The 25,189-nt window shown below is 64.4% G+C and carries 27 protein-coding genes; 15 read left to right on the top strand and 12 right to left on the bottom strand.

Annotation, left to right across the window (positions count from 1 at the left end; all coding sequences use genetic code 11):
* Window positions 1-294 precede the first annotated feature (294 nt).
* The 4 genes from AC0L3K_RS35620 (at window position 295) to AC0L3K_RS35605 (ending at window position 5,159) form a co-directional block, all read left to right on the top strand.
* Complete coding sequence (locus AC0L3K_RS35620) at window positions 295-1,629, top strand: substrate-binding protein (RefSeq protein ID WP_473367766.1); 1,335 nt, start codon at window positions 295-297, stop codon at window positions 1,627-1,629.
* 100 nt (window positions 1,630-1,729) lie between these two features.
* A complete protein-coding gene (locus AC0L3K_RS35615) occupies window positions 1,730-2,605 on the top strand; it encodes a branched-chain amino acid ABC transporter permease (RefSeq protein ID WP_473367765.1) in 876 nt (291 codons plus the stop codon).
* Between the two features lie 11 nt (window positions 2,606-2,616).
* Entirely contained in the window at window positions 2,617-4,464 is a 1,848-nt protein-coding gene (locus tag AC0L3K_RS35610) for a branched-chain amino acid ABC transporter ATP-binding protein/permease (RefSeq protein ID WP_007599167.1), read from the top strand.
* Entirely contained in the window at window positions 4,461-5,159 is a 699-nt protein-coding gene (locus tag AC0L3K_RS35605; RefSeq protein ID WP_473367764.1) for an ABC transporter ATP-binding protein, read from the top strand. The genes AC0L3K_RS35610 and AC0L3K_RS35605 overlap by 4 nt, the downstream gene beginning before the upstream one ends.
* Here the strand turns inward: AC0L3K_RS35605 and AC0L3K_RS35600 are convergent.
* Window positions 5,156-5,575 carry an HIT family protein gene (locus tag AC0L3K_RS35600; protein ID WP_219679439.1) on the bottom strand — a complete coding sequence of 140 codons (420 nt, stop codon included), beginning with the start codon at window positions 5,573-5,575 and terminating at the stop codon, window positions 5,156-5,158. The two genes, AC0L3K_RS35605 and AC0L3K_RS35600, sit on opposite strands and share 4 nt — an antisense overlap.
* 89 nt (window positions 5,576-5,664) lie before the next feature.
* On the opposite strand from AC0L3K_RS35600, the gene prmC reads away from it, so the two are divergent.
* Together prmC and AC0L3K_RS35590 are read left to right on the top strand one after the other, a co-directional pair.
* The gene (gene prmC / locus AC0L3K_RS35595; protein WP_473367763.1) at window positions 5,665-6,558 is read left to right on the top strand and encodes a peptide chain release factor N(5)-glutamine methyltransferase; all 894 of its coding nucleotides are present in this window, start codon (window positions 5,665-5,667) and stop codon (window positions 6,556-6,558) included.
* Window positions 6,559-7,020: 462 nt separating this feature from the next.
* Window positions 7,021-7,818 (top strand): DUF4167 domain-containing protein, encoded by a 798-nt coding sequence (locus AC0L3K_RS35590; protein WP_007599159.1) that lies wholly within the window; start codon window positions 7,021-7,023, stop codon window positions 7,816-7,818.
* A 73-nt stretch (window positions 7,819-7,891) separates the two neighbouring features.
* Here AC0L3K_RS35590 and AC0L3K_RS35585 read toward each other — a convergent pair whose 3' ends face one another.
* Window positions 7,892-8,638 (bottom strand): class I SAM-dependent methyltransferase, encoded by a 747-nt coding sequence (locus tag AC0L3K_RS35585; RefSeq protein WP_354159944.1) that lies wholly within the window; start codon window positions 8,636-8,638, stop codon window positions 7,892-7,894.
* Between the two features lie 109 nt (window positions 8,639-8,747).
* On the opposite strand from AC0L3K_RS35585, the gene gloB reads away from it, so the two are divergent.
* The 3 genes from gloB (at window position 8,748) to AC0L3K_RS35570 (ending at window position 10,734) form a co-directional block, all read left to right on the top strand.
* Window positions 8,748-9,515: a hydroxyacylglutathione hydrolase gene (gene gloB / locus AC0L3K_RS35580; RefSeq protein WP_473367762.1), complete on the top strand. Its 768-nt coding sequence runs from the start codon at window positions 8,748-8,750 to the stop codon at window positions 9,513-9,515.
* Between the two features lie 37 nt (window positions 9,516-9,552).
* Window positions 9,553-9,975, top strand: coding sequence for a cupin domain-containing protein (locus tag AC0L3K_RS35575; protein ID WP_007599155.1), 423 nt, complete (start codon window positions 9,553-9,555; stop codon window positions 9,973-9,975).
* A 75-nt stretch (window positions 9,976-10,050) separates the two neighbouring features.
* Window positions 10,051-10,734 (top strand): flavin reductase family protein, encoded by a 684-nt coding sequence (locus AC0L3K_RS35570; protein ID WP_473367761.1) that lies wholly within the window; start codon window positions 10,051-10,053, stop codon window positions 10,732-10,734.
* A gap of 8 nt (window positions 10,735-10,742) precedes the next feature.
* Here the strand turns inward: AC0L3K_RS35570 and yddG are convergent, their stop codons facing one another.
* The 3 genes from yddG to AC0L3K_RS35555 all read right to left on the bottom strand — a co-directional run bounded on the left by yddG (window position 10,743) and on the right by AC0L3K_RS35555 (window position 13,893).
* Window positions 10,743-11,612 (bottom strand): aromatic amino acid exporter YddG, encoded by an 870-nt coding sequence (gene yddG, locus AC0L3K_RS35565; protein ID WP_007599152.1) that lies wholly within the window; start codon window positions 11,610-11,612, stop codon window positions 10,743-10,745.
* 136 nt (window positions 11,613-11,748) lie between these two features.
* Entirely contained in the window at window positions 11,749-12,474 is a 726-nt protein-coding gene (phbB, locus tag AC0L3K_RS35560; protein ID WP_473367760.1) for an acetoacetyl-CoA reductase, read from the bottom strand.
* Window positions 12,475-12,714: 240 nt separating this feature from the next.
* On the bottom strand, window positions 12,715-13,893 hold the full coding sequence (locus AC0L3K_RS35555) for an acetyl-CoA C-acetyltransferase (protein ID WP_007599150.1): 1,179 nt from the start codon (window positions 13,891-13,893) through the stop codon (window positions 12,715-12,717).
* Window positions 13,894-14,196: 303 nt separating this feature from the next.
* Here AC0L3K_RS35555 and phaR point away from each other — a divergent pair, with 303 nt between their 5' ends.
* The gene (gene phaR / locus AC0L3K_RS35550; protein WP_007599149.1) at window positions 14,197-14,793 is read left to right on the top strand and encodes a polyhydroxyalkanoate synthesis repressor PhaR; all 597 of its coding nucleotides are present in this window, start codon (window positions 14,197-14,199) and stop codon (window positions 14,791-14,793) included.
* 42 nt (window positions 14,794-14,835) lie between these two features.
* Window positions 14,836-15,453 carry a class I SAM-dependent methyltransferase gene (locus AC0L3K_RS35545; protein ID WP_473367759.1) on the top strand — a complete coding sequence of 206 codons (618 nt, stop codon included), beginning with the start codon at window positions 14,836-14,838 and terminating at the stop codon, window positions 15,451-15,453.
* A gap of 11 nt (window positions 15,454-15,464) precedes the next feature.
* On the opposite strand, the gene AC0L3K_RS35540 is transcribed toward AC0L3K_RS35545, so the two are convergent.
* Window positions 15,465-16,352 carry a branched-chain amino acid aminotransferase gene (locus AC0L3K_RS35540; protein ID WP_473367758.1) on the bottom strand — a complete coding sequence of 296 codons (888 nt, stop codon included), beginning with the start codon at window positions 16,350-16,352 and terminating at the stop codon, window positions 15,465-15,467.
* A 117-nt stretch (window positions 16,353-16,469) separates the two neighbouring features.
* On the opposite strand from AC0L3K_RS35540, the gene AC0L3K_RS35535 reads away from it, so the two are divergent.
* Window positions 16,470-17,405, top strand: coding sequence for an alpha/beta hydrolase (locus AC0L3K_RS35535; protein WP_354200602.1), 936 nt, complete (start codon window positions 16,470-16,472; stop codon window positions 17,403-17,405).
* A 48-nt stretch (window positions 17,406-17,453) separates the two neighbouring features.
* Here AC0L3K_RS35535 and AC0L3K_RS35530 read toward each other — a convergent pair whose 3' ends face one another.
* From AC0L3K_RS35530 to AC0L3K_RS35510, 5 genes are all read right to left on the bottom strand, one after another.
* On the bottom strand, window positions 17,454-17,699 hold the full coding sequence (locus AC0L3K_RS35530) for a hypothetical protein (protein ID WP_354063361.1): 246 nt from the start codon (window positions 17,697-17,699) through the stop codon (window positions 17,454-17,456).
* Between the two features lie 110 nt (window positions 17,700-17,809).
* The gene (locus tag AC0L3K_RS35525) at window positions 17,810-18,370 is read right to left on the bottom strand and encodes a carboxymuconolactone decarboxylase family protein (protein ID WP_007599144.1); all 561 of its coding nucleotides are present in this window, start codon (window positions 18,368-18,370) and stop codon (window positions 17,810-17,812) included.
* A gap of 106 nt (window positions 18,371-18,476) precedes the next feature.
* Window positions 18,477-19,064 carry a peroxidase-related enzyme gene (locus tag AC0L3K_RS35520; RefSeq protein ID WP_354159956.1) on the bottom strand — a complete coding sequence of 196 codons (588 nt, stop codon included), beginning with the start codon at window positions 19,062-19,064 and terminating at the stop codon, window positions 18,477-18,479.
* Entirely contained in the window at window positions 19,064-19,552 is a 489-nt protein-coding gene (locus tag AC0L3K_RS35515; RefSeq protein WP_473367757.1) for a CMD domain-containing protein, read from the bottom strand. Before AC0L3K_RS35515 ends, AC0L3K_RS35520 begins: the two co-directional genes overlap by 1 nt.
* Window positions 19,549-20,706 carry a PLP-dependent cysteine synthase family protein gene (locus AC0L3K_RS35510; RefSeq protein ID WP_473367767.1) on the bottom strand — a complete coding sequence of 386 codons (1,158 nt, stop codon included), beginning with the start codon at window positions 20,704-20,706 and terminating at the stop codon, window positions 19,549-19,551. Before AC0L3K_RS35510 ends, AC0L3K_RS35515 begins: the two co-directional genes overlap by 4 nt.
* Window positions 20,707-20,792: 86 nt before the next feature.
* Between AC0L3K_RS35510 and AC0L3K_RS35505 the strand changes: the two genes are divergently transcribed.
* Genes AC0L3K_RS35505 through AC0L3K_RS35495 form a run of 3 tightly spaced genes read left to right on the top strand, consistent with a single transcriptional unit; the run spans window position 20,793 to window position 24,560 of the window.
* Window positions 20,793-21,773 (top strand): LysR family transcriptional regulator, encoded by a 981-nt coding sequence (locus AC0L3K_RS35505; protein ID WP_473367756.1) that lies wholly within the window; start codon window positions 20,793-20,795, stop codon window positions 21,771-21,773.
* The gene (locus AC0L3K_RS35500) at window positions 21,770-23,230 is read left to right on the top strand and encodes an NAD(P)-binding domain-containing protein (protein ID WP_473367755.1); all 1,461 of its coding nucleotides are present in this window, start codon (window positions 21,770-21,772) and stop codon (window positions 23,228-23,230) included. Before AC0L3K_RS35505 ends, AC0L3K_RS35500 begins: the two co-directional genes overlap by 4 nt.
* 25 nt (window positions 23,231-23,255) lie before the next feature.
* Window positions 23,256-24,560: a citrate-proton symporter gene (locus tag AC0L3K_RS35495; RefSeq protein ID WP_007599138.1), complete on the top strand. Its 1,305-nt coding sequence runs from the start codon at window positions 23,256-23,258 to the stop codon at window positions 24,558-24,560.
* Between the two features lie 6 nt (window positions 24,561-24,566).
* On the opposite strand, the gene AC0L3K_RS35490 is transcribed toward AC0L3K_RS35495, so the two are convergent.
* Window positions 24,567-25,031, bottom strand: coding sequence for an Lrp/AsnC family transcriptional regulator (locus tag AC0L3K_RS35490; protein ID WP_007599137.1), 465 nt, complete (start codon window positions 25,029-25,031; stop codon window positions 24,567-24,569).
* Window positions 25,032-25,189 lie beyond the last annotated feature (158 nt).

Raw genomic sequence — 25,189 nt, 5'->3', positions numbered from 1 at the left:
GACGCCTCCCTTAAGTGGTGCTAAACACCTCCACTTTGGCACATCGATGCCGTCGGCGGGGCGTCCACCCCATCATAAAGGCTAATATATATCGTGATACGATATGTTTTCACGAGATAATTTTCGGCGTTCGACCAAAGACGAAATTGACAGAAGGCGTTCACAAGCAATGCTTGCGCCCAGGAGCTACACGCGGATGTGACGTGCCCGGCGCGGGCAGGCCCTCGAGGCCGGCCGCCGCCGGACAGGTCGTGCTTTGCCTGCAAACAACAACGATGTTCGGAGGAAACGATCATGACTGACAATCTCGTCCGCCGCGGCCTCTCGCGCCGTGGCCTGCTTCAGACCACCGCGGGCCTCATCGGCGGCGCGGTACTGCCGGGAATGCCGGCGTTTGCCGAGGACAAGCCGGCGATCGGCTCCTACCCCGCGGGGGTTTCGGGCTCCACCGCCTTCATCGGCATCTCGGTGCCGCGCACCGGCACCTATGCCGTGCAGGGTGAAGACGAGCTCAAGGGCTACCAGCTCGCGATCGAGCACATCAATGAAGGCCATGAGCTGATAAAGAAGATCTCGCCCAAGACCAGCAAGGGCGTACTCGGCAAGGAGCTGAAGTTCGGCGTCGCCGATTCCGCGGCCAAGCCGAACGAGGCGGTGCAGGCGCAGCAGCGCTTCATCAGCGAGAACAAGGCGATCATGATCACCGGCGGCACGTCGAGCGCCGTTGCGGTGGCGCTGAACAAGCTCGCCCAGCGCGAACATGTGATTTTCGTATGCGGCATTTCCGGCTCGAACGACACCACTGGCAAGGATTGCGTCCGCTACGGCTTTCGCCAGAACTTCTACGGCCAGACTGCGGCTGCAGCGATCGGCCCGGTGATGGTACGTGAGTTCGGCAAGGGCAAGAAGGCGGCGTATCTGACGCCCGACTACACCTACGGCCACACCGTTACCAAGTCGATGCAGGACTTCCTCGCGACGGCCGGCTGGACCACCGTGACCAACCAGGTCGCCCCGCTCGGCGCCCCCGACTACTCCTCGTACCTGCTGAACGTCGCGAATTCCGGCGCCGACGTGCTCATCAACGTCAACTGGGGTCACGACGCCGTGCTGTCGACCCAGCAAGCCAAGCAGTTCGGCGTGCTCGACAAGATGAAGCTGGTCGTGCCGTACCAGGTGCCTTTCATCGCGCGCGAGACCGGCGGCCTGATGCAAGGCGTCTACGCCGCCACCGACTATTGGTGGACCATCGAAGACAAATTCCCGCTGGCCAAGATGTTCAACGAAGCCTTCGAGAAGAAGTACGGCTACAAGCCCGAATGGGGCGCGGAGAACGCCTATGTCAGCTTCGCGCATTGGGCGCACATGTGCGAGCAGGCCGGCAGCTTCAGTCCGCCCGACGTGATCAAGGCCTACGAGAAAGGCGAGACGATCCCCTCTCTCGTCGGCGACGTGCATTACCGTCCCGAGGACCATCAGTGCGTTCGCCCGGTGATCATCGTCAAGGGCAAGCAGCAAAAGGACATGAAGAACAAGGAAGACTGGTACGACGTCGTCGAGATCGTCCCGGGCGACGGCCTGATGCAGAAGCCCGACGCCTTCGGCTGCCATCTCGGCGACTACAGCTGAGACCTCGCTAATTCCTGTGACGCCGCGGACTGCACTCCGGTCCTGCGGCGTCACCCTTTTTTGGACGCGCACCCTCGCGCGCCACAACAGCGATTGTCGCATGCTAAGTTGGCCCAACCTCGTTTCACAGCTTTTCAACGGGCTCGCGCTCGGCGCCCTGCTCGCGCTGATCAGCTCCGGCCTGACCATCATTTACGGCACGCTCGGCGTGCTCAACCTCGCGCACGGCGCGATGTTCATGATCGGCGGCTATGCCGGCTTCGTCGCTTATCAGTACACGGAATCGTTCATCCTTGCGGTGATCGCGGGCTCGCTGTTCGTGATGCTGCTCGGCGTTCTCATGGAACGCGTCATCATCCGCCATTTCTATCATCGTCCGCACGAGGATCAGCTGCTCGTGACGTTCGGGCTCGGCATCTGTTTCGTCGAGCTCGTGCGCCTGATCTTCTCGAGCCAGTCGCAGCTGGTGCCGCCGCCGGCGCTATTCCAGGGCATCACCAATCTCGGCTTCATGTTCTATCCGACCTACCGCCTGGCCGTCGTCGGCATCGTCGCGGTCGCGCTCGGCGCACTGTTCATCGTCCTCTACCGGACCCGGCTGGGCATGATTGTGCGCGCCGGCATCGAGGATTCGGTGATGGTCGATTCGCTCGGCATCAATGTCTATCGCGTCTTCATGGTGGTGTTCGGCATCGGCGCAATGGCCGCCGGTTTTGCCGGCATCGTCAACGCGCCGGTGGTGTCGCTGACACCGGGCATCGGTGACGACATCCTGGTCCAGACCTTCGTGGTGGTCGTGATCGGCGGCGTCGGCTCGTTCCCCGGCGCGATTCTCGGCGGCCTGATCGCCGGCGAGATCATCAGCGTCACCTCCATGTTCAACCCCGGCTACGCCTATGTGATGCTGTTTGCGGCGATGACGCTCGTACTCGTGGTACGACCGCATGGCCTGCTCGGCGTCCAGGGCCGCGAGTAAGCGATCACCTGATGCTCAAGCAACGCCCGTTTCTGATCGAAGCCCTGACTGCGATCGGCCTGATCGCAGCCCCCTTCGTGCTGCCTCATCTCGGCTTCGCGCCGAATACCGTGAACAGGATCCTGGTCTGGGGCCTGTTCGGGCTCGGCTTCGACATCCTGTTCGGTTTCACCGGCCTGCTCTCGTTCGGCCAGTCCGCCTTCTACGGCACCGGCGGCTTCGTCGCCGCCTACCTGCTGACGCGCGCGGGTTTCGGCAACGTGCTGGGTGCGCTGGTCATCGGCATGATCGCGGCCGCCGCGACCGGCTATCTGATCGGCCTGATCGCGTTGCGCCGCACCGGCATCTACTTCGCGATGATCACCGTGGCGATCGCGGAAGTGTTCTTCTTCGTCGAGTTCAATCCGCTTTCCGATTTCACCGGCGGCGAAAACGGCCTGCCCGGCGTGCCGACGCCGAGCTTCGATCTCGGCTTCACCTCCATCCACTTCACCAATGGCTGGTCGCTCTATCAGTTCATCGCGCTGTGCTACTTCGTCGGCGTCGTCATCGCCCTCAGGATCGTGCGCTCGCCGGTCGGCGCGATTCTGAGTGCGATCCGCGACAATCCGCTGCGCGCCACGGCCGTCGGCCACAACATCCATGGCTACAAGCTGACCGCCTTCGTGATCGCAGCCGCTTATGCGGGCTTCGCCGGCGGACTGCTCGGCGTGCTCCAAGCTTTCATGCCGCCCGACGCCTTCACCTTCGACACCTCGGGCCAGCTCGTGATGCAGACGGCCATCGGCGGCAGGGGAACGTTGTTCGGACCGCTGGTCGGCGCAACCGTTTGGCTCTTCCTTCAGGACTTCCTCCAGTCGGCGCTCGGCCTCGGCGCGGCCTGGAAGCTGGTGCTCGGCGTCGTGTTCGTGCTGCTGGTCTGCTTCCTGCGCGGCGGCATCATCGGCGGTCTTGCCGATCTCTACCGCCTCGTCTCGGGAAAGCGAAAGCAGACGGACGCGGAGATGGACCAGGAGGCCGCTGACGCCGCGGCCGCGCTGCAACCCCCACCGGCTCCGATGCAGGCCAAGGAAGTCGAGCATCCCGCCTATTCCGGGCCGATCCTGAAGGCCACCGGCCTGACCAAACGCTATGGCGGCCTCGTCGCCAACAGCGACATCGATTTCAGCGTCAATCAGGGCGAGCTGCGCGGGATTATCGGCCCCAACGGCGCCGGCAAATCGACCTTCTTCAAAATGCTGACCTGCGAGATCGCGCCGAGCTCCGGCCAGATCGTGTTCGAGGGGCGCGACATCACGGGATTAAAGATCACCGAGGTCTGCCAGCTCGGCCTCACCAAGAGCTACCAGGTCAACCAGCTCTTCACCGGGTTGACGGTGCGGCAGAACCTGACGATCGCCGCGCTGGCCGAGCTGCGTGGAAAATTCCGGCTCGACCTGTTCCGCAAGCTCTCCAGCGTCAAGGGCCTGACCGAGCAGGTGGAGCACACGCTTGCCCTCGTCAATTTGAGCCGCCGTGCCGATACGCCGGTATCCGAGCTCGCCTATGGCGAGAAGCGCAGACTGGAAATCGGACTCGCGCTCGCCACCTCGCCGCGCCTGCTGCTGCTCGACGAACCGCTTGCGGGCATGAGCCCACGCGAGCGCGTCGAGACCGTCAAGCTGCTCAAATCGATCGCGCGCGGGCGCACCATGATCATCATCGACCACGACATGGATTCGCTGTTCGAGCTGGTCGAGCGCGTGACAGTGCTCCAGGAAGGCAAGGTGCTACTTGACGGCACGCCGGAGGAAATCAAGGCCAACGCTGCCGTGCAGGAAGCCTATCTCGGCGGAGTTCACGGAGAGATCGCCGCATGAGCCTGATCGAGGTCAACGGCCTGAACAGCTATTACGGCGACTCCCACATCCTGTTCGACGTCGCTATGCGCGTCGAGCGTCATGAGGTGGTGGCGCTGCTCGGCCGCAACGGCGCCGGCAAGAGCACGACGCTGAAGAGCCTGATGGGCGTCGTGACGCCGCGTAGCGGCAGCGTGAAGTTCGACGGCATTGATATCGCCGGGCGAAAGAGCCACAGAATCGCCCAGGCCGGCATGCAGCTCGTGCACGAGGAACGCCGCATCTTCGGCAGCCTGTCGGTGGAAGAGAATATCCTGCTCGCCGGCATCACTGCGCCGAAACGCTGGCCGCTCGACCGCATTTACGAGATGTTTCCGCGGCTAAAGGAGCGGCGCAGCAACCGCGGCACCGAGCTGTCCGGCGGCGAACAGCAGATGCTCGCTATCGCGCGGGCGCTGGTGCGCGATCCCAAGATCGTGCTGCTGGACGAGCCGTTCGAAGGACTCGCGCCCGTCATCGTCCACGATCTCGTCAAGGCCTGCCGCGAGCTCGCCGCCGCCGGCCAGACCATCGTACTGGTCGAGCAGAATTTGGCGGCGACGCTGGCGCTGGCGACGCGGATCTACATCATCAACAACGGACATATCGTGCACGAGGGGCCGGCGTGGGAGCTTAAGGCCCAGCCGGAGCTGCTCCAGCGCTATCTCGGCGTCTAGAGTGCGGCGATCATTCGCCTGGCGTGAGCGGCGAGCACCGTCATGTCCTCCTTGTGCGTCTGCGCCGGCAGCAGCTCGATTCCGGCCCTGACAGGCATGACGTGCATGTGCAGGTGAAAGATCACCTGACCGCTGGCGGGCTCGCTGAACTGCTGAAGGATGATGCCCTCGGCGTCGAACGCCTTCATCGCGGCAATCGCGATTCGCTTGGCGGTTCGGGCGACCGCGGCGAGGTCGTCATCCGCGATGTCGAGGATGCCGCGGGCCGGCGCCCGGGGAACGACCAGCGTGTGCCCGGGCGAACGCGGCATGATATCGAGGAAGGCGAGGCTGTGGTCGTCCCGGAAAACCTCGAAGCAGGGGACCTCGCCGCGCAGGATCTTTGCGAAGACGTTCTGATCGTCGTAGGGCGTCATGGACCCTCCTTCATTGCGAGGCGGGATCTGACGCGCTCCTTTCCGTTGACGCAAGCAAGCCAGCCGATCTATCCACGATGCCAGGCAGGATGGTTCCATTGGCGACAGATTTCGATCCCGGACATAGCATCGAGAGTGCGCGGCGCGCGCTTACGGCACGGCTGCAATCGGCCGGCATCGAGCAGCCCGCCCTCGATGCGCGCCTGCTCATCGGGGCTGCGCTGAGGCTTGATCTGACCGGCATGGTGACGCAGGCGGCCCGGCAACTCGCACCTGAAGAGGCTGCGCGGCTGGAAGCATATGCGCAACGCCGGCTCGCGCATGAGCCGGTCGCCCGCATTCTCGGCGCCCGGGAATTCTGGGGCCTGCCGTTCCAGCTGTCCGAGGCCACCCTGGTGCCGCGGCCGGACACCGAGACCGTCGTCGAGCTGGCACTCGAAATCTTTCGCGAGCGGCAAGCCTCCCATCAGATGCGCATCGCCGATATCGGCACCGGCTCCGGCGCCATCCTGCTCGCGCTGCTGCACGAAATTCCCGGCGCCTTCGGCGTCGGCACCGATCTCAGTCTGACCGCGCTCAAGACCGCCAGAGACAACGCCGCGGCTCTGGGCCTCGCCGACCGCGCCAGCTTCGTCGCCTGCTCCTATGCAGCGGCGCTCCGCGGCCCGTTCGACCTCGTCGTGTCGAACCCGCCCTACATCCCGTCGGCGGAAATTCCGAAACTGAGCATCGAGGTGCGCGAGCACGATCCGCATCTGGCGCTCGACGGCGGCAATGACGGTTACGACGCCTATCGCGCCCTGATCCCGCAGGCGAGCGAACGTCTCGCCCCCGGCGGGGCACTGATCGTCGAGGCCGGACAGGGCCAGGCCCGAAATATTGAAACCTTGATGACGGCTGCCGCGTTAGTCGTGGACAGGCCGCCCAAGGCCGATCTGGCGGGCATTCCCCGGGCGGTTTCGGCCCGGAAAATGCCCCCATAAAAGCCGGATTGGGCTGCAAAAAACCTCTTGGAATATCCCTTGGGAACGACTACCTTCCGATCAACACATCGGTGCCGGCCCCGTAGACCTACGGGCGAAAGCCGGGCTCTCGGGCGAGAGCTTACTGATAATGGTTCCAAGCCGCAGGTCCTGTTGAGCGCGATGGCCATTTGAGCTGCGCTGCTTACCGACCGCAACGTGAACGAAAGCCTGATATTGCGCTTGAAGACTTACGCAACAAAGCAGGGCTTGTTTCGGCAGGCGATATGAATGGGTTCGCTGGCGATGGATGCTGGCGGTGGGGAACGCGTCTTTTGTTGAACGCGACGGTCGACGAACATCGGCAGGGATCAATCCGCTCTTGCGTGCGGTTGCGCGCAAGCGATGTGAACCGCTGTCATCAGGTCACTCTCGGCAATCAGTAATGCGTGCAACCTTTAGGGCTGGAATTAAAGGCAGGACATGAGAAACGGTCAGAACAAGCAGCGGATGCGCAACCGCAACAACAATAATAATAACAATAACAACAATAATAACCGGCGCGGCCAGAACCCGATGACCCGGGTCTACGAGTCCAACGGACCCGACATCAAGATCCGCGGCACGGCTTCGCATATTGCTGAAAAGTATCTCCAGCTTGCGCGCGACGCGCGCTCCTCCGGAGACCCCGTTGCGGCCGAGAACTACTACCAGCATGCCGAGCATTATTTTCGCCTGATCGCGACGGCTCAGGAACAGTTCCGGCAGAACCAGCAGCCACGCGGCGACGAGCCCATCAGCAACAGCAGCGGCGACGACGGCGAGGACGATGGCGAGAATTTCTCGAACTTCGGCCAGGAGCCGGGTTTTGTCCCACAGCCGCCACCGCAGCCCTTCACACGCGACCGCGACGGCCAGCGCGATCATCAACCGCGTGATCATCAGCCCCGCGACAACCACTATCAGCGCGACAACCAGCAGCCGCGCGAGCATCGCGAACGCGACCATCGTCCGCAGCCGCAATATCAGCCACAGCCGCAACCGCTGCCGCTGAACCAGCCCCAGCCCGTCGTCGCCGACGCCGTCAGCGTCGATCGTCTGCCCTCCTTCATCACCGGCCCGCAGCCGCAGGTGAGCGGTGGCGCGCCCGGTCAGGCCGGGTTCGAGGGTGGTGGTGGTGGCGAGCGCTTTCCGCGGCGGCGCCGCCGCCCGAATGGCCCGCGCCCCGAGCGCGAAGCCGCTCCGGCCGCCTCGAGCGACGAAGTGGCTCCCGGCGAGTAAGCCGCATTCACACGTTATCTTGCGCCAGATACCCTGACCTGAATCGTCCCGGCATGTCCGGGACGATTTGTTTTTAGCCGCGCGTCGCCGTCGTCGAGGACGGCACCAGCACCGGCTTCGCCAGCGAGGGAATCAGCCGCGCCCGCTCGCGCTTGGCGGGGATCGCGCGGTAGACCTGCTTGGTCGCCTCGACGATGTGCACGCCGGCGAAGGGCAACGACAGCGCCGCGCCGGCCCGCTCCCACATCTGTGCGGATTTCAGCACCCAGCCGCCGGCATAAGGCGGCATGAACAGCGCCTCGCCCCAAGCGGTCGGCGTGAACCAGGTCTGGCGCAACAGGTCGGTGATCTGCGAGCGCGAATAGGGCCGACCGTGACCGAACGGCGTGCTGTCGGTGCGGGTCCAGACCCCGCGCCGGTTCGGGATGACCGCAATCACACGACCGGACGGCGACAGCACGCGCCACGCCTCGCGCAGCAGCGCGGCCGGATCGTCCGACATTTCCAGTGCGTGGACCAGCAGGATGCGATCCACCGCGGCGTCGGGAAGCGGCAGCGAGAACTCGTCCACCAGCGAGGCGAGCGCCGGCCGTCCCGTCGGCCATTTCAAGACGCCCTGGGCCGACGGCATGAAGGCGAGGCAACGCTCCGCGTCCTCGCGGAACAACCCGAGATAGGGCGTGGGATAGCCGAAGCCGAGCACCCGCTGGCCGTCGACGCGCGGCCAGCGCTCCCGAATGCCGCGATTGATCATTTGCCGCGCCACAATCCCGAGGCGACGGGAGTAGAACTCGCGGAGGTCGACGACATCAATGGTCATGATCGCAATGTAACATGCACGAGGCGGCCCCCGCGCGCGGAATATTGCATTGCCTGCGCAACGTTAACGCCATATTTGTCTGACGGAGCTGAGCGCGATCGGAGATGACATGGCCGCCGAAATTCGTACTTTCACCTGTTTAAACGACAATTTCGGTTATCTGATCCATGATGTGGACACCAAGGCGACGGCGTCGATCGACGCGCCGGAAGCCGGCCCCATCCTGAGGGCGCTCGAGCGCGAGGGCTGGCAGCTCACCGACATCCTGATCACCCATCATCATGGCGATCATGTCGGCGGGGTCGCCGAACTCAAACAGAAATACAATTGCCGCGTCGTCGCGCCGCATGACAAGACGACCAAAATCGCAGACGTCGACCTGCGCGTCGCCAATGCCGAAATCGTCAAGGTCGGCAGCTTGCTCGGGCGCGTACTGGAGACGCCCGGCCACACGCTCGACCACATCTCCTATGTGTTCGACACCGAGAAAGCGTTGTTCGCCGCCGACACGCTGTTCTCGATCGGCTGCGGCCGCGTGTTCGAGGGCACATACCCCATGATGTGGGATTCGCTTCTGAAGTTGCGTGCCCTGCCCGACGACTTCAAACTTTATTGCGGCCATGAATACACGGCGTCCAACGTCAAGTTCGCGCTGACCGTCGACCCCGACAATGCGGCGCTGCAGGCGCGCGCGGCGGAGGTGGCCAGGCTGCGGGCCGAGAACAAGCCGACCATTCCCTCGCTGCTTGGCGACGAGAAGCGGACAAACGTGTTCCTGCGCGCCGATGAACCCTCGATCGCAGCCAGGCTGCACATGAAGGGCGCGGATGCCACCGCGGTGTTCGGCGAGCTGCGCGAGCGCAAGAACAAGTCCTGAAGATCAAATCTTGAAAAGCAAATCCTGACGGGAATCGATGCCGACCGCAGCCGAGATCATCGCGCGCCTCGAACTCCGCCCGCATCCCGAGGGCGGACATTACCGCGAGACGTTTCGCGACCAGACCACGGACGCCAACGGCCGGTCACGTTCGACCCTGATCTATTTCCTGTTGGCGCGTGGCGAGCGCTCGCACTGGCATCGCATCGATGCTGTCGAGAGCTGGCACTATTACGCCGGCAGCCCGCTGACGCTGCGTATCGCCCATGACGGCTGCTCCCAGCACGAGGTACGGCTCGGTACGGACCTGTTGAACGGCGAGCGGCCACAGGCGATCGTGCCCGCGGATGCGTGGCAGACGGCGGAGACCACCGGCGAGTGGACCCTGGTCGGCTGCACCGTGGCGCCCGCCTTCGAGTTCGCAAAATTCGAGCTCGCGCCGAAGGGCTGGGAGCCCTGAATCTTAATCTGGAATCGGGTGGGTTCGGTTCGCGTCACGCCTTAGGACAGCGCTTCCAGCGAACAGGAGCGCACGATGCACGGAACACTCGGGCCCACCGCCGTCCAGATCGACCCGGCCATTTTGTATTTCGGCACGCCCGTCGTCCTCATCGGCTCAACCAATGAAGACGGCACTTCCAATCTCGCGCCGATGTCGTCGGCATGGTGGGTCGGGTGGCGCTGCATGCTGGGACTGGCCCGGAATTCCAAGACCACCGAGAACATGATTCGCACCGGCGAATGCGTGCTCAATCTGCCGTCCGCCGATCTCGTCCCCGTGGTCGATCGCCTCGCACGGACCACGGGATCGGATCCGGTGCCGCCCGGCAAACTTTATCGGGGCTATCGGCACGAGAAGGACAAGTTCGGTCGTGGCGGACTAACCGTGCTGCCGGGCGAAACAGTCGCCGCACCGCGTGCGGCCGAGTGTCCCGTGCAGATGGAAGCCAAGGTCGCCCATGTCCATGAGATGGCACAGGACGACGCGGTTTGGCGCGGCAATCTCGCTGCAATCGAGGTCCGCATCACCCGCGTGCACGCGCATCCAGAGATCATGATGGATGGCGCCACCAACCGCATCGATCCGGACAAATGGCGGCCGCTGATTCTCAGTTTTCAGGAATTCTACGGCCTGACGCCGCAACGCTTGCAGCGCTCCGAACTCGGACAGATTCCGGAGGCGATGTATCGGCCGCCGGGTTGGCAGCCGGCGCTTTAGCGGCGCCCTCACCGTTTCCTCGACACCATGTCCTTGGCCGCGATCAAGCCGCCGCCGGCGATCAGGATCGCGGCGATGGCGATGTTGGCGCTCGCCTTCGCAAAGCCAGCGGCGATGAGGAAGCCGGTCGAGAGTAGCGGCGTCGCGTAGGATGCGGCGCCGAGCACGCGGATGTCGCCGCGCTTCATGCCGATGTCCCAGGCGTAGAACGCAGCACCGACCGGACCGATGCCGAGCGCGATGACGGAGAGCCATTGCAGCGTCGTGTCCGGCCATACCGTGGCTTCAAGCAGGCCATGCATCAGCGCGGCAAGCAACGCCGTGGCGAGGCAGAATCCCGCGACCGCATCGGTCGGCACCGCCTTCAATCGCCGCGACAACACCGAATAGATCGCCCACACGAAGGCTGCGATGAAGGCCGCGGCCAGACCCGGCAATTGTCCCTGCGTGAAGCCCGAGGTGTTCCCAGCGAACAGCAGCACGGTGCCGACGAGACCGAGCACGGCGCCGACGACGTGATGCACGGCCAGCCGCTCGCCCGGCAGAAACGACGAGAACAGCACGATCAGAAGCGGCCACAAATAATTCAGCAAGCCGGCTTCAGCCGGCGGCGCGAAGCGCAGCGCGAGGAAATAAAGCGCGTGATAGCCAAACAGTCCGCCGACACCGACGATCCACACGGCCAGCGGCTGACGCAGGCTTTTGGCCGCCGAGCCGCGGCCGATCCAGGTGAGCAGGCCGACGAGACCGCCGATCGCGAACGTCATCGCGGCCAGCTGGAACGCCGGGATCTTTCCGGTCGCCACCGTCATCACCGACAGTAACGACCACATCAGGATCGCGGTCAATCCGATCAGCGTCGCAGTGCGGGGAGTCATCGGCCACATACTCTCGTCATGGCGGGCTTGTCCCGGCCATCCACGTTCTTTCGTGGCGACGTGTAAGGCCGTGGATGCCCGGGACAAGCCCGGGCATGCCGAAGTTACCGATATGATCGAACGTGATGCCTGCGCATCACACCATGTATTGGCCGCCGTTGACGGTCAGCGTCGAGCCGGTGATGGCGCCGGCCTCGTCGGCGGCAAGAAACACGACCGCGCGCGCGATTTCCTCGGGCTCACCGAGACGGCCGATCGGGATCAGCGGCAAGATGGCCTTTTCCAGCACGTCCTTCGGCACCGCCTGCACCATCTCGGTGTTGATGTAGCCGGGGCAGATCGCATTCACGGTGATACCGCCCTTGGCGTTCTCGATCGCCAGCGCCTTGGTGAAGCCGATCTCGCCCGCCTTCGCCGCCGAATAGTTCACCTGACCGAACTGACCCTTCTGCCCGTTGATCGAGGAGATGTTGATGATGCGGCCGAACTTGCGTCCACGCATGCCCTCGATGACCTGGCGCGACATGTTGAACAGCGAGCCGAGATTGGTGCCGATCACGGCGTTCCATTGCTCGAGGCTCATCTTGTGGAAGGCGCCGTCCTTGGTAATGCCGGCATTGTTGACGAGCACGTCGATTGGGCCAACCTCGGCCTCGACCTTCTTCACGCCCTCGGCGCAGGCATCGAAACTGCTGACGTCCCATTTGTAGACGGCGATGCCGGTCTCGGCCTTGAACTTCTCCGCCGCCGAATCGTTGCCGGCATAGCTCGCCGCAACCTTGTAGCCGGCCGCCTTCAGCGCCTTGCCGATGGCAGCTCCGATGCCCCGCGTACCACCCGTCACCAATGCAACACGTGCCATATCGTATTTCCTTCCCTTGGACTCTTCGGACGTTTCTGTGTGATCGTTTTTAACGGTGGATTATGCGGTTGGTTTGACGGACATCAAGAACAAAACGCCCGGCATCGAGCCGGGCGTTTCTCTTTAGTCGAGGCTTGTACGGTTGCGAAGAATATTTGATTTGCAACCGCTGCTTTTTTAATCGCGTGCAACGCACTCAGTCACGTGTGCAACGCACGCGCAAATGACGCACCAACTATCTCAGTCGCGCGCCACACACATCGCGATGCCCATGCCGCCGCCGATGCACAGCGTGGCGAGGCCCTTCTTCGAATCCCGCTTCTGCATTTCGTGGAGCAGCGTCACCAGCACGCGGGCGCCGGAGGCACCGACCGGATGGCCGATCGCGATCGCGCCGCCGTTGACATTGACCTTCGAGGTATCCCAGCCGAGATCCTTGTTGACGGCACAAGCCTGCGCCGCGAAGGCTTCATTGGCTTCGATCAGGTCGAGATCGCCGACGTTCCAGCCGGCCTTCTTCAGCGCGGCGCGCGAGGCCGGGATCGGGCCCGAGCCCATGATCTTCGGATCGACGCCCGCCTGCGCCCAGGACACGATGCGCGCGAGCGGCGTCTTGCCTTCCTTGGCGGCCTGTTTGGCGGTCATCAGCACCACGACGGCGGCGCCGTCATTGATGCCGGAGGCCGAACCCGCGGTGACCGTGCCGTCCTTCTCGAAGGCGGGACGGAGCTTCGCCATCGCGTCGACCGTTGCGCCATGGCGCGGATATTCGTCGGCGCTGACGACGACATCGCCCTTGCGTCCCTTGATGGTGACGGGAACGATTTCGTCGTTGAATCTACCGGCCTTCTGCGCGGCCTCGGCCTTCTGCTGCGAGGCGACCGCGAACTCGTCCTGCTGGGCGCGGGTGATCTGCCACTGCCGCGCGACGTTCTCGGCGGTGTTGCCCATGTGATAGCCGTTGAAGGCGTCCCACAGGCCGTCCTTGATCATGGTGTCGATGAATTCGACCGCGCCCATCTTGACGCCGCCGCGCAGATACTGGGCGTGCGGAGCCATGCTCATGGATTCCTGGCCGCCGGCCACCACGATCTCGGAATCGCCGTTGAGCAGCGCCTGATAGCCGAGCGCAACAGTGCGCAGGCCCGAACCGCAGAGCTGGTTGACGCCCCAGGCCGGGCTCTCGACCGGAATGCCGGCATTGATCGAAGCCTGGCGAGCCGGGTTCTGGCCTTGGGCGGCGGTCAGGATCTGGCCCATGATGACTTCGGAGACCCGGCCGGGCTCGATGCCGCCGCGCTCTAGCGCGGCCTTGATGGCGATGGCCCCGAGATCATGGGCGGGAAGGGTTGCGAACGCTCCGTTGAAGCTTCCGACCGGGGTGCGGGCGGCGCTGACGATGACGACATCGTCTGACATGGGCATCTCCTGGGTTGAATGGGGGCAGAGGGGGCTGGGGAAACGGCTCGCCAGTCTCGGACGGCATCCTGTTAACGTCGTTGAGGCATGTCAATCGGCCGGCGGCCGAATTCATCCCGCAGCGCATTCAAAATAGCGTTCTTGGCGCTTTCGCAAGCACGTTTTTGCTGCCCGATTAACCGTGGCGCACAAAACGGTAGCGTGACCCCTTTGAAAATGCTTATTTTGTTGCGTTGCGTACTCTTCCCGCCCTGCGGCATAGCCCGACAGGTTCCCGTTCTCCGCGCTTGCAAGTGAGAGCCCATGGCGAAATCAGACCAACCCACCACCATCAAGAAATACGCGAACCGCCGGCTCTATAACACCGGAACGAGCACTTACGTGACGCTGGAAGACCTCGCCTCCATGGTCAAGGACGGCGAAGATTTCCTGGTCTACGACGCCAAGACCGGCGACGACATCACCCGCTCCGTGCTTGCCCAGATCATCTTCGAACAGGAGAACAAGGCCGGCCAGAACCTGCTCCCGACCACCTTCCTGCGCCAGCTGATCCGCTTCTACGGCGACAGCATGCAGATGGTGGTGCCGAAATATCTGGAGCAGGCCATCGCCTCGCTCACTCAGGAGCAGGAGAAGTTCCGCAAACAGATCGCCACCTCCCTGTCCGGAACCCCGTTTGCGCCGCTGGAGGAACAGGTCCGCCGCAACATGGAGCTGTTCCAGCAGACCTTCTCGATGTTCAAGCCTTTCGCGCCCGGCGCAGCCCGCCCCGCGGGCTCCGCGGAGCCGGCCCCCGAGGCGACTGCCGAAGCGCCGAAGGACAGCAACATCGACGATCTGCGCCAGCAGATGAAGGACATGCAGGAACGCCTCGAGCGGATGTCGAAGAAGGACGAGTAGATCGTCCCTCTGCGCCGGCTCCCGGCAAGCCGGAGGACGCGCATGTCCGACCGAAGCACCCATTGGGACAATGTTTACGCCACCAGGGGCGAAGCCGAGGTCAGCTGGTTTCAGAACAGTCCGGCGACTTCGCTTGCAATGATCCGGGCGGCCAATCCGGACCGCGAGGCCGCCATCCTCGACATCGGCGGCGGCGCGTCGCGGCTGGTCGATGCTCTCCTGCTGGACGGATATCGCGACGTCGCCGTGCTGGATCTCTCTGCCAATGCGCTTGACGCTGCAAAGAAGCGGATCGGCGCAGCCGCTTCGACGGTCGACTGGATCGTTGCCGATGCCACGACATGGCGCCCGGCAAAGACCTACGATCTATGGCACGATCGGGCGGCGTTTCACTTCCTGACCGACTCCCGCGACAGGACCGCATACATCGAGCGGCTGCGGTCGGCGGTTGCGCCCGGCGGCCACGTCATCATTGCGACGTTTGCACTCGACGGCCCCGAGAAATGCAGCGGCTTGCCGGTGCAGCGTCATGACAGCGCGAGTCTTGCGGCGGAGCTCGGGCCGGGATTCGAGCTCGTCGAAACGCGCAACGAGGCGCACCAGACGCCGTGGAATTCGATGCAGGCGTTTCAGTTCAGCCGGTTCAAGCGACGCAGCTAGGACAGTGCTATTCAAGCCGCCAGCTTCACCGCATGGGCAAAGTCCCAATAGAGCTTGCGCGCCCGCGTATAGAGCGGGCCCGGCTTCAGCTCGCGGTCGTCAATGCGGATCACCGGCGCGACTTTTGCGAAATTGCCGGTGGAAAAGATCTCGTCGGCGGCGAGGAAGTCGGCATAGCGCAGCGTCTTCTCGACCACGGTGACGCCGTCGGCGCGAAGCAGGCTGATGACGCGCTGGCGGGTGACGCCGTTGAGGAAAGTGCCGTTCGGCACCGGTGTGTAGACCACGCCGTCCTTGGCCATGAACACGTTGGAATTGCCGAACTCCGCGACGTTGCCGAGCATGTCGAGCATCAGCGCGTTCTGGAAGCCGCGCGAGGCGGCCTCGGCAAGCGCGCGCGAATTGTTCGGATAGAGACAGGCGGCCTTGGCCTCGACCGGCGCGCACTCGGCGGTGGGCCTGCGGAACGGCGACAGCGTGATCGCATTGCCGACGGGTTTCGGCATTGGCGCCTCGTAGATGCATAGGCACCAATCAGTGGTCTCGGGATCGAACAGCACGCCGCCGCCCGAGCCGTTCTGCGCCCAATACATCGGACGGACGTAGAGCTCGGCATTCGGCGCGAAGCGCGCGATGCCCTCATTTGCGAGTGTCATCCAGGTTCTGGTATCGACCACCGGCTTCAGCCCAAAGTTGATGGCGGACTGATTGGCGCGGGCAACGTGGCGGTCGAGATCGGGCGCGACGCCTTCGAACACCCGCGCGCCGTCGAACACGACCGAGCCGAGCCAGGCCGCATGCGTGCGCGGACCCATGATCGGCACATTGCCGTCATGCCATTTGCCCTCGAAGAAGGTCCAGCTTGGCGAATATGCAATGGGCTTTTTGATCTCGGCCATGACCGGCCTCTCCCTTGGCGTGGTGCCGCATTATAGCGCCACTATTGGGCGCAATTTCTAAATGATTCCCTGCGGGAAAATGGTGAGTTACCCTCCCGGACGGGGAAAGGAAGCACCATGCCGCTCGATCCGCTCGCAAAGCGTTTGTTGACCATGATGGCTGCGGCTGCGCCGCAGGCACGGAGCCGGCCCAGCGTGGAGGCACGGCGGCAATCATTGGCAAAGCTGATGCAGTTTGCGCGCGCCGATGCGCCTGACGTGACGACGTCCGACGGCATGCTGCCTGGTCCCGGCGGCGCGCTGCCCTATCGCCTCTATTCACCGGCAGGCGCCGATGATCGCGCGCCCGGCTTCGTGTTCTTTCACGGCGGCGGGCTCGTTGCCGGCAGCATTGCCACGCATGACCGCATCGCGGCGGCGCTGGCACATGCGACCGGCTGCCGCCTCGTCTCGGTCGATTACCGGCTGGCGCCCGAGCACAAATTCCCCGCCGCCGTGGACGATGCGGTTGCTGCCACCGAATGGGTGGCGCGCGAGGCCGCATCGCTCGGCATCGACGCCGGACGTCTGGTGCTCGGCGGCGATTCCGCCGGTGCAACGCTCGCCGCGATCGTGTGTCAGGAGGCGGCGCAGACAGCTCGCCTTTCCATCGTCGCGCAATGCCTGATCTGCCCGGTGCTGGATTTCGAGGAGGCCTCGCCGTCGCGGCAGGCGTTCGCCGAGGGGCACCTGATCGACCGCGTCACGATCGAAGCCGATCTCGCCGATTATCTGCCCGAGGACCTTGATGCTGCCGATCCGCGCATCTCGCCCTTGCGCGCGACACGGCTTGCGGGCCTGCCGACCGCCATCATCCACACCGCCGAGTTCGACCCGATGCGCGACGAGGGCAATGCCTATGCCCGCAAGCTGCTCGCTGCGGGCGTCACGGTCGAGCACGTCTGCCACGAGGGCATGGTCCACAATTTCCACGCCATGGGCGCAATCCTGCCGCAGGCGCAGCTCGTGCTGTCGCAGATCGGTGAGCAGGTCAGGCGGGCGGTGGGGGCGTGAAGCACCTCGTGTTGCCGTCTCCCGCAACGGGAGAGGAAAGAGAATGCCTCACGCTCTCGCCTCGATGACGGAACGCGCCGCCGCGACGTAGTTTGGCCAATGCGCATCCGCATAACGCTCGGCCTGTCGCGCGCAGGTGACGTCGGGCGCATGCGCAGCCGCGATCATGCGCGCAAAGCGCTCTTCGGCGACCGTCACGTCGTCGGACGCGGCCGAGGGCGCGGCTCCTGCGGCGGTCGGCGCAACGGCGAGTCCCGCCAGTCCGGCGAGCAGGATGCGGCGTGACGTGTCCATGGCTGTCGTTCCCTCTTCATTGCACTTCGATCGTGACCGGCGATGCGTCGCCATGGCGGCGGCAGGGTACCGTGACGCCTCCGTCCAGTCCAGCAGCTGAGCCAGCGTGGTCAGTCTGGCACCGGCACGTCGAACGTGTTGAGCGTCACCGACACCATGCAGTAAATGCCGACGAGATAGGACAGTTCGGCCGCGCCGTGCTCGCCGAATTCCTTGACGGCGGCCCGATAAGTCAGTTCCGGCAGCACGCCGCCGCTGACCAATGCGGACGCCACATCGTAGGCGACCGCCTCCTGCTTGGTGAGATCGACCGGCCGCTGTCCGGCGACGATGGTCGCGAGCTTCTCGTCGGAGAGGCCGCGCTGCTCGGCGACCAGCACATGCGCATAGAGCTCGTAGCCGGAGCGGAAATGCGAGCCGGTGACGAGGATCGCGACCTCACGCACCGGCGCCGGCAGCAGCGGGTTCGCCGCGATCGCCTTGACCAGCTCCCACACTGGCTTGCCGAACCGCGGCTCGCGGATCCATGGATTCCAGGGCCCGAGCAGCGCGCCATCGTCGCGCATGTTCACAAAGCCCTTGAAGTGATCCTTGATGCCGGCTCGCATGTCGTCGTAGAGCGGCTTCTGTTCGGCACTCAGGTCTTTCGGATCGAGAATGGGAAGGCGCACGGCAGGTCTCCTCGTTGAGAAGCCGCGAAACTCGCCCGCACGCGCGCGCAAGGCAAGTGAAGTTGCCGTGACATTCGGTTCGCGGCGAGCGACCCGATGGCGTCGGTTACGATGCCTCCGGCCGCACCAGCGGCTCGCCCAGCGTATGCATCAGCCGGTTGGCCCAGCCGAAGATCGCGGCCGACAGCACCAGGTCGAGCTGCTCAAGCTCGCTGAGCCCGGCCTCGCCAAGTGCGCGCGCATCGTCTGCGCTCGCTTCGATCGGAGTCGTCGAGAGTTTTGTAGCGAAATTGAACAGGGCCTGCTCGCGTGCCTCCAGCGTGGCATCGCGCTCGTCGGTAAAGATCTCCTCGACGACCTCTTTGCGCCCGGAGTAATTGATGAAGCGTGAGGCGTGCACGGCGGCGCAATAGATGCAGCGGTTGACGACCGAGGCACTCAGCGCGCCGAGCTCGCGCTCCGCCGGGGACAGTCCGTCCTTGCCATACATAATGAGGTTGAACAGCGGCGAGCGCACCGCGAGCGACTCCGGGTCATGCGCCAGCGTCAGCACGTAAGGCGAGACGCCCTTGTTGGAGGGGGTGACCTTCATCGCCGCGAGCTGCTCGGGCGTCGCCGAGGCGAGCTCGACCGGCGTGACATAAGGCGACCAGGTCGGGATCGTGGTAGTGAAGTTGTGGACGACCTCGCTCATCAGGCTTCGACCTCTTTCAGGAGCCTGAGGCCGGCAAGGACCCGCAGCTGGTAGTTCACGAAGGCGCCAAGCTCGGACAGCCGCACGATATCGGCCTCGCTGACGCCGGCCGCCTTCAGCGCCGCGATGTCCTGTCGCGTCGACTCGCGCGGCGAAAGCGTCAGCAGATCGGCGTGGCGGGCCATGGCATCGTGCAGGGGATCGCCACACACACCGCCGGGCCGGGCGAGCACGGCGAAGTCAAGATCGCTCGAATGCGCCAGATAGGAGTCGTAGTGCGCGGTCAGCGCCTCGTCGCCGACATGCCGGCACATCCGCGCCGCGAGTGCCGCCCGCAAGCCGTGGCTCAGACCGCCGGGCTCGCGCGGCAGCAGCACCGCGTCATGGGCTGCTTCGCTGAGGCGCAAAATCTCGGTGCGGGCGTTCAGAGCGTGGCCGAGCCACGACGCCGCGGGCACGCCGACAATGGTTTCGATCAGCGTGGTCAAGCACTGCTCCGCAAGGTCTGTGGATTGGCGACGTCCTCGACGGCGAGCGCCGGCGGCTGCGCCGTATCGAGAAACGCCGACAGGGCGGCCTCGATCGGCATCGGATCAAAGCCTCGAGCTTTCAGCCACGCGGGATCATAATAGGTCTGCCGGTAGCGCTCGCCGGAATCGCAGATCAGCGTGACCAGCGATCCGGTTTGGCCGGCGCTGCTCATCTCCGAGGCAATGCGGCACAGCGCCAGGAAATTGGTGCCGGTCGAGCCGCCGACCGGCCGGCGGAGCCGGCGCGACAGCACGTTCATCGCTGCGATCGTTGCGACATCCGGGATCTTCATCATGCGATCGACGACGCCCGGCACGAAGGAGGGTTCGCAGCGCGGCCGACCGACGCCTTCGATCAGCGAAGGCCGCTCGCAGACATGGGAGCGGTCCTGCGAGCGGAAGCAGTCGAAGAAGGCGGAATGCTCGACATCGGCAACGCAGAGCCGCGTCGGGTACTGGCGATAGCGCAGATAGCGTCCGAGCGTGGCCGAGGTGCCACCGGTGCCAGCGCCCATCACGATCCAGTCCGGCAACGGACGCGTCTCACCCTTCAATTGCGTGAAGATCGATTCGGCGATGTTGTTGTTGCCGCGCCAGTCGGTGGCGCGCTCGGCGAAAGTGAACTGGTCCATATAGTGGCCGTTCAGGCGCACGGCGAGCGCCGCCGCTTCCGCATAGAGTGCACGGCCGTCATCGATCAGATGGCAGTTGCCGCCATAATGCTCGATCGCGGCGATCTTCTCCGCCGAGGTCGTGCGCGGCATCACGGCGTAGAAGGGCACGCCGATCATCTGTGCGAAATAGGCTTCCGACACCGCGGTCGATCCCGACGAGGCTTCGACGACGGGCGTGCCTTCGCGGATGTGGCCGTTGCAGAGCGCGTAAAGGAAGAGCGAGCGCGCGAGCCGGTGCTTCAGGCTGCCGGTCGGATGCGTGGACTCGTCCTTCAGATAGATGTCGATGCCTGATAGCGCCGGCACGATCAGCCGGATCAGATGCGTGTCGGCCGTGCGGCACTGGTCGGCTTCGATCGCCGCCACGGCCTCATCGACCCAGCCGCGCCGATAAGCCGGTCCGGCCGGATTGTGGTGGCGCAAGGGGTTTGGCTCCATCGACATGACCTCAACTTCTCATAATACCTATTGCACATCAAGAAATATTGTTCATTCTATATTCGCATAATTCGGACAACCAGACCATGAACCAGGACGTTATCGACATTCGCCTTCTCGAGGCCTTCGTCGCCGTGATGTCGGCCGGCAGCATCACCGGTGCGGCGCGGTTGCTCGGCCGTTCGCAGCCGGTCACGACGCGTCAGATCCAGGATCTCGAGGCCGACGTCGGCTATCTCCTGTTCACCCGGAATGGCCCGCGCATCAGCCCGACACCGAAAGGCATCCTGTTTCATGCTGAGGTCGAGCGGCTTCTGATGGGCCTGAAGCACATCCGCCAGCGTGCCAACGCGATCGGCGCGGGTGCGCTTCCCGTGCTCAGCCTGGCGGCGATCCCGGCGCTGGCGGCCGGCTTCGTCCCGGCTGCGCTCGCAGCGCTCGAACGCGAGTTGCTACCAAGCCAGATCCACGTGCAGGCGCTCTCGGCCGAGAATGTGGTTCAATCGGTGCTGTCGCAGTCGGTCGATTTCGGTCTTGCGAGCCTGCCGATCCAGCATCCCGGACTCGATGTGCAGTGGGTCTGCGAGGTGCCGTGCGTTGCGTGCCTCGCGATGGATCACCCGCTGGCGAAGAAGAAGGTCATTCGCCTGAAGGATCTTGGTGGCGTCCGGCTGCTGACGATGGCCAACCCCTACCGGCTTCGCCGCCGCGTGGAGGAGGCGCTGGAGCGTGAAGGTGTCGTGCCCGCTGAGGTCATCGACACCAACGCTTCACTGACGGCGATTGCCATGGCCAAGCAGTCGCTCGGCATCGCCGTGGTCGAGCCGGTGCTGACTTCCAGCCTGCCGGTTGAAGGCGTCGTCACCCGGCCGTTGGATGTGTCCATTTCGTTCCTGTTCGCCGCGATTGCGCCGACCGGGCGCGAGCTGACGCCGACGGTTGCCGCACTCAACGGCGCTCTGCGCGCCGCGGTCGCGCTGATGCCTGGCGCAAGGCTGCATAGCGGCGCCACCGCGCTAGCCGAGGCCGGCGACGAAACCACTAAATTCGAGAAAGCTCCCTCATGACGACGATGACACCTGGTGCGGCGGGCCTCGGGGCACTTGAAGCGCGCCTGAAGCAGGATCTGGCCTGGCTCGAACTGCCGGCCAAGTCATGGGTGCCCCGCCGCGTCGTCGATGGCGAGGGCGTCGTCGACGTCGTCATCGTCGGTGCCGGCATGGCCGGCCTCGTCGCCTCCGCCATGCTCAAGCGTCTCGGCGTCGACAACCAGCTCGTGCTCGACCGCGCGTGCGCAGGCGAGGAAGGTCCCTGGGTCACGTTCGCGCGGATGCGGACGCTGCGCTCACCCAAGGAATTGACCGGCCCCGCGATGGGCATGCCGGCGCTGACCTTCCGCGCCTTCTACGAGGCGCAATATGGCGAGCAAGCCTGGCAGGCGCTCGACCGCGCGCCGCGCACGGTATGGATGGATTACTTGATATGGTACCGCAAAGTGCTGGGCCTGCCGGTCCGCAACGGGGTCTCCGTTGAGCGTATCCACGCGCGCCCCGATGAATTGTTCGAGCTTGAAATCAGCGAAGATGGCACGTCGCGACACATTCTCGCGCGTCACGTCGTGCTGGCGACGGGGCGCGACGGCCTCGGCGGCGCTTACGTGCCGCCGCTCGCCGACGGCATCGACCGCCGCTTCTGGGCCCATTCCTCCGACCCGATCGACTTCGAAAAGATTCGCGGCAGGCGCGTGGCCGTCGTCGGCGCGGGCGCATCCGCGATGGACAACGCGGCGATGGCGCTGGAGGCGGGCGCCGCGCGCCTCGATCTCTTCATCCGGCGCGCAGACATCCCGCGCGTCAACAAATTCACCGGCATCGGCAGCCAGGGGGTCGTGCACGGCTTTGCCGGCCTGACGGACGACTGGAAATGGCGCTTCCTCGATCACACGCTGAAAGCGCAGACGCCGCCGCCGCGGCAGAGCGTGCTGCGCGTCTCCGCCTATCCGCAGGCGCATTTCCATCTCGCAAGCCCGATCGATGATCTCGTCGTCAAAGAGGATCATCTCATGGTGACGACGCCGAAGGGCCGCTATGCGACCGACTTCATCATCTTCGGCACCGGCTTCAAGGTCGACCTCGCGTTGCGCGACGAGCTTGCCGCGTTCGCGCCGCATATCCGCTTCTGGAGCGATCGCTTCCCGACGCCTGACGGCATGAACAATGCGGAGCTGGAAAACTCGCCCGACCTCGGCGACAGCTTTCAGTTCCTGGAGAAGCAGTCAGGCGCCTGCCCGATGCTGGCACGGCTGCACTGTTTCAACTATCCGGCGACGCTGAGCCACGGGAAACTTTCCGGCGATATTCCGGCGATCAGCGAGGGCGCCGACCGGCTCGCGCGCGGCATCGTCCGCCGCCTCTTCGTCGAGGATCGCGAGATTCATTTCGCCAACCTCAAGGCCTTCGCAACGCCGGAACTCGCCGGCGACGAATGGCAGGATGCCGACGCCACCCATCAACCCGCCGAATAGGCACAACCGGACAGGCAAGCGAGAGATGCAGACGAACAGGAAGGCCATCGTGGCCGCGGTCGCCGGCAACGCAATGGAGTGGTACGACTTCACCGTGTTCGCGCTGATGACACCGGTCATCAAGAACCTGTTCTTTCCGGTCGACCCCAAAATTCCGGGCAGTGAGATCAACGCGCTGCTGCTGACGACCGCGCTGTTCGGCACCGGTTTCTTCATGCGGCCGATCGGCGGCCTCGTGCTCGGCTATTTCGGCGATCGCAAGGGGCGGAAGGCGGCGATGACGCTCGGCATGGGCATCATGGCGCTGTCGGTCGCGCTGTTGGCATTGACGCCGACCTACGCGACAGCCGGCATTGGGGCACCCCTGATCGTGCTGCTGGCGCGGCTGTTACAGGGCTTTTCGGTCGGCGGCGAGTTCGGTACCTCGACCGCCTATCTGATCGAAGCGGCGCCTCCCGGCCGCACCGGCTTCTATGGCTCGTGGCAAATCGCCGGCCAGCTCATGGCCAACGTGCTCGGCGCAGTGCTGGGCGCCGCCCTGACGCTGACCTTCACGCAGGAGCAGCTTGCCGCCGGCGCCTGGCGTATCCCCTTCTTCGTCGGCCTCGTGATCGTTCCGATCCTGCTTTATATGCGCGCCAGCGTCATCGAGCCCGAAGCGTCCCGGCGCAGCATGGCGACGGTGCACAAGGAAGATTTCATCGCCGCGCTGAAGAATCCCGGCCGCAATTTCCTGATCGGCATGGGCATGGTGGTGGCAAGCGCCGTGTCGTTCTACGTCACCTTCGGCTACACCGTGACCTACGCCAAGGAGGTGCTGAAGCTGCCGCTGATGCAGAGCTTCCTGGTTCAGATGATCGCGGCGATCGTGATGGTGATCGTCGTTCCCGTTGCCGGCGCCGTCTCCGACCGCTACCCGCGCAGGCCGCTGCTGCTGGTCTCGCTCATTGGCTATTTCGTCTCGCTGTATCCGCTCTATAGCTGGGTGATCTCCGAGCCGTCGATCGCAAGGCTCCTGGTCGCCCAGGTCGTCATCGGCTTCTTCAGCGCCTTCTTCCTCGGCGTCTACTGCACCACGCTGGTCGAGCTGTTCCCGATCCGCGTCCGCTCGACCGCGCTTGCCATCGTCAACAATGTCGCGGTGCTGGTATTCGGCGGCTTTGCCCAGTTCTTCGTGACATGGCTGATCGCGCTCACCGGCTCCCCGCTGGCGCCGATCTTCTATGTGATGATCGGCGTCGGCCTCGGGCTGATCGCGGTGATCGCGATGCGACCGGAGGACGCCGGACGGGAGCAGGTCGCGGACGGCATCGTCGAACAGGCGTTGTGAGGCCGTTCAAAACTCCAGCGGTGCGTTGTCGACGACTTCCTTCATCACGAAGAAGGTGCGGGTCTGGCGCACGCCGGGCAGCGCGATCAGCTGCTCGCCATGGATACGGTTGAAGTCCTCCATGTCGCCGACGCGGATCTTGAGGAAATAGTCGAAGTCGCCGGCGACGAGGTGGCAGTCGAGCACGAATTTCAGCCTGGTGATCGCCTGCTCGAAGATCGCAAAGCTCTCCGGCGTCGAACGGTCGAGCACGACGCCGACCATCACCAGCGTGCCCTTTGCCACCTTCTTCGGCGCGACCATGGCGCGGACGGCGGCGATGAAGCCGTGCTCGAACAGGCGTTGGGTGCGGCGATGACAGGTGGCGGGACTGATGGCGACGGTTTCGGCCAGCTCGGCGTTGCTGAGCCGGCCGTTATTTTGCAGCAATCGCAACATCTTAAGGTCGATACGGTCGAGGCGGGCGGACATGGAAGAAGCTTCCGTGGCGAGCGTCTATTCCGGAAGGAATAGCACATATTGGCGCCCTTATCGCAAGATCGAGCGCAATAAACGCGCAATATTTGAAAGCACCTTTTTGCGGCGCGATGTTAGTGTTTTCGCAGACATTTAACGCCAATCGGGATGAC

It is taken from the genome of Bradyrhizobium sp. MI1.10, assembly GCF_055811035.1.
This window is presented reverse-complemented; position numbering and strand designations above follow the sequence as displayed.

Coding starts and splice junctions, on each gene's coding strand:
- AC0L3K_RS35620 (WP_473367766.1), top strand. CDS start 295: ATGACTGACAATCTCGTCCGCCGCGGCCTCTCGCGCCGTGGCCTGCTT.
- AC0L3K_RS35615 (WP_473367765.1), top strand. CDS start 1,730: ATGCTAAGTTGGCCCAACCTCGTTTCACAGCTTTTCAACGGGCTCGCG.
- AC0L3K_RS35610 (WP_007599167.1), top strand. CDS start 2,617: ATGCTCAAGCAACGCCCGTTTCTGATCGAAGCCCTGACTGCGATCGGC.
- AC0L3K_RS35605 (WP_473367764.1), top strand. CDS start 4,461: ATGAGCCTGATCGAGGTCAACGGCCTGAACAGCTATTACGGCGACTCC.
- AC0L3K_RS35600 (WP_219679439.1), bottom strand. CDS start 5,575: ATGACGCCCTACGACGATCAGAACGTCTTCGCAAAGATCCTGCGCGGC.
- prmC (WP_473367763.1), top strand. CDS start 5,665: ATGGTTCCATTGGCGACAGATTTCGATCCCGGACATAGCATCGAGAGT.
- AC0L3K_RS35590 (WP_007599159.1), top strand. CDS start 7,021: ATGAGAAACGGTCAGAACAAGCAGCGGATGCGCAACCGCAACAACAAT.
- AC0L3K_RS35585 (WP_354159944.1), bottom strand. CDS start 8,638: ATGACCATTGATGTCGTCGACCTCCGCGAGTTCTACTCCCGTCGCCTC.
- gloB (WP_473367762.1), top strand. CDS start 8,748: ATGGCCGCCGAAATTCGTACTTTCACCTGTTTAAACGACAATTTCGGT.
- AC0L3K_RS35575 (WP_007599155.1), top strand. CDS start 9,553: ATGCCGACCGCAGCCGAGATCATCGCGCGCCTCGAACTCCGCCCGCAT.
- AC0L3K_RS35570 (WP_473367761.1), top strand. CDS start 10,051: ATGCACGGAACACTCGGGCCCACCGCCGTCCAGATCGACCCGGCCATT.
- yddG (WP_007599152.1), bottom strand. CDS start 11,612: ATGACTCCCCGCACTGCGACGCTGATCGGATTGACCGCGATCCTGATG.
- phbB (WP_473367760.1), bottom strand. CDS start 12,474: ATGGCACGTGTTGCATTGGTGACGGGTGGTACGCGGGGCATCGGAGCT.
- AC0L3K_RS35555 (WP_007599150.1), bottom strand. CDS start 13,893: ATGTCAGACGATGTCGTCATCGTCAGCGCCGCCCGCACCCCGGTCGGA.
- phaR (WP_007599149.1), top strand. CDS start 14,197: ATGGCGAAATCAGACCAACCCACCACCATCAAGAAATACGCGAACCGC.
- AC0L3K_RS35545 (WP_473367759.1), top strand. CDS start 14,836: ATGTCCGACCGAAGCACCCATTGGGACAATGTTTACGCCACCAGGGGC.
- AC0L3K_RS35540 (WP_473367758.1), bottom strand. CDS start 16,352: ATGGCCGAGATCAAAAAGCCCATTGCATATTCGCCAAGCTGGACCTTC.
- AC0L3K_RS35535 (WP_354200602.1), top strand. CDS start 16,470: ATGCCGCTCGATCCGCTCGCAAAGCGTTTGTTGACCATGATGGCTGCG.
- AC0L3K_RS35530 (WP_354063361.1), bottom strand. CDS start 17,699: ATGGACACGTCACGCCGCATCCTGCTCGCCGGACTGGCGGGACTCGCC.
- AC0L3K_RS35520 (WP_354159956.1), bottom strand. CDS start 19,064: ATGAGCGAGGTCGTCCACAACTTCACTACCACGATCCCGACCTGGTCG.
- AC0L3K_RS35510 (WP_473367767.1), bottom strand. CDS start 20,706: ATGGAGCCAAACCCCTTGCGCCACCACAATCCGGCCGGACCGGCTTAT.
- AC0L3K_RS35505 (WP_473367756.1), top strand. CDS start 20,793: ATGAACCAGGACGTTATCGACATTCGCCTTCTCGAGGCCTTCGTCGCC.
- AC0L3K_RS35500 (WP_473367755.1), top strand. CDS start 21,770: ATGACGACGATGACACCTGGTGCGGCGGGCCTCGGGGCACTTGAAGCG.
- AC0L3K_RS35495 (WP_007599138.1), top strand. CDS start 23,256: ATGCAGACGAACAGGAAGGCCATCGTGGCCGCGGTCGCCGGCAACGCA.
- AC0L3K_RS35490 (WP_007599137.1), bottom strand. CDS start 25,031: ATGTCCGCCCGCCTCGACCGTATCGACCTTAAGATGTTGCGATTGCTG.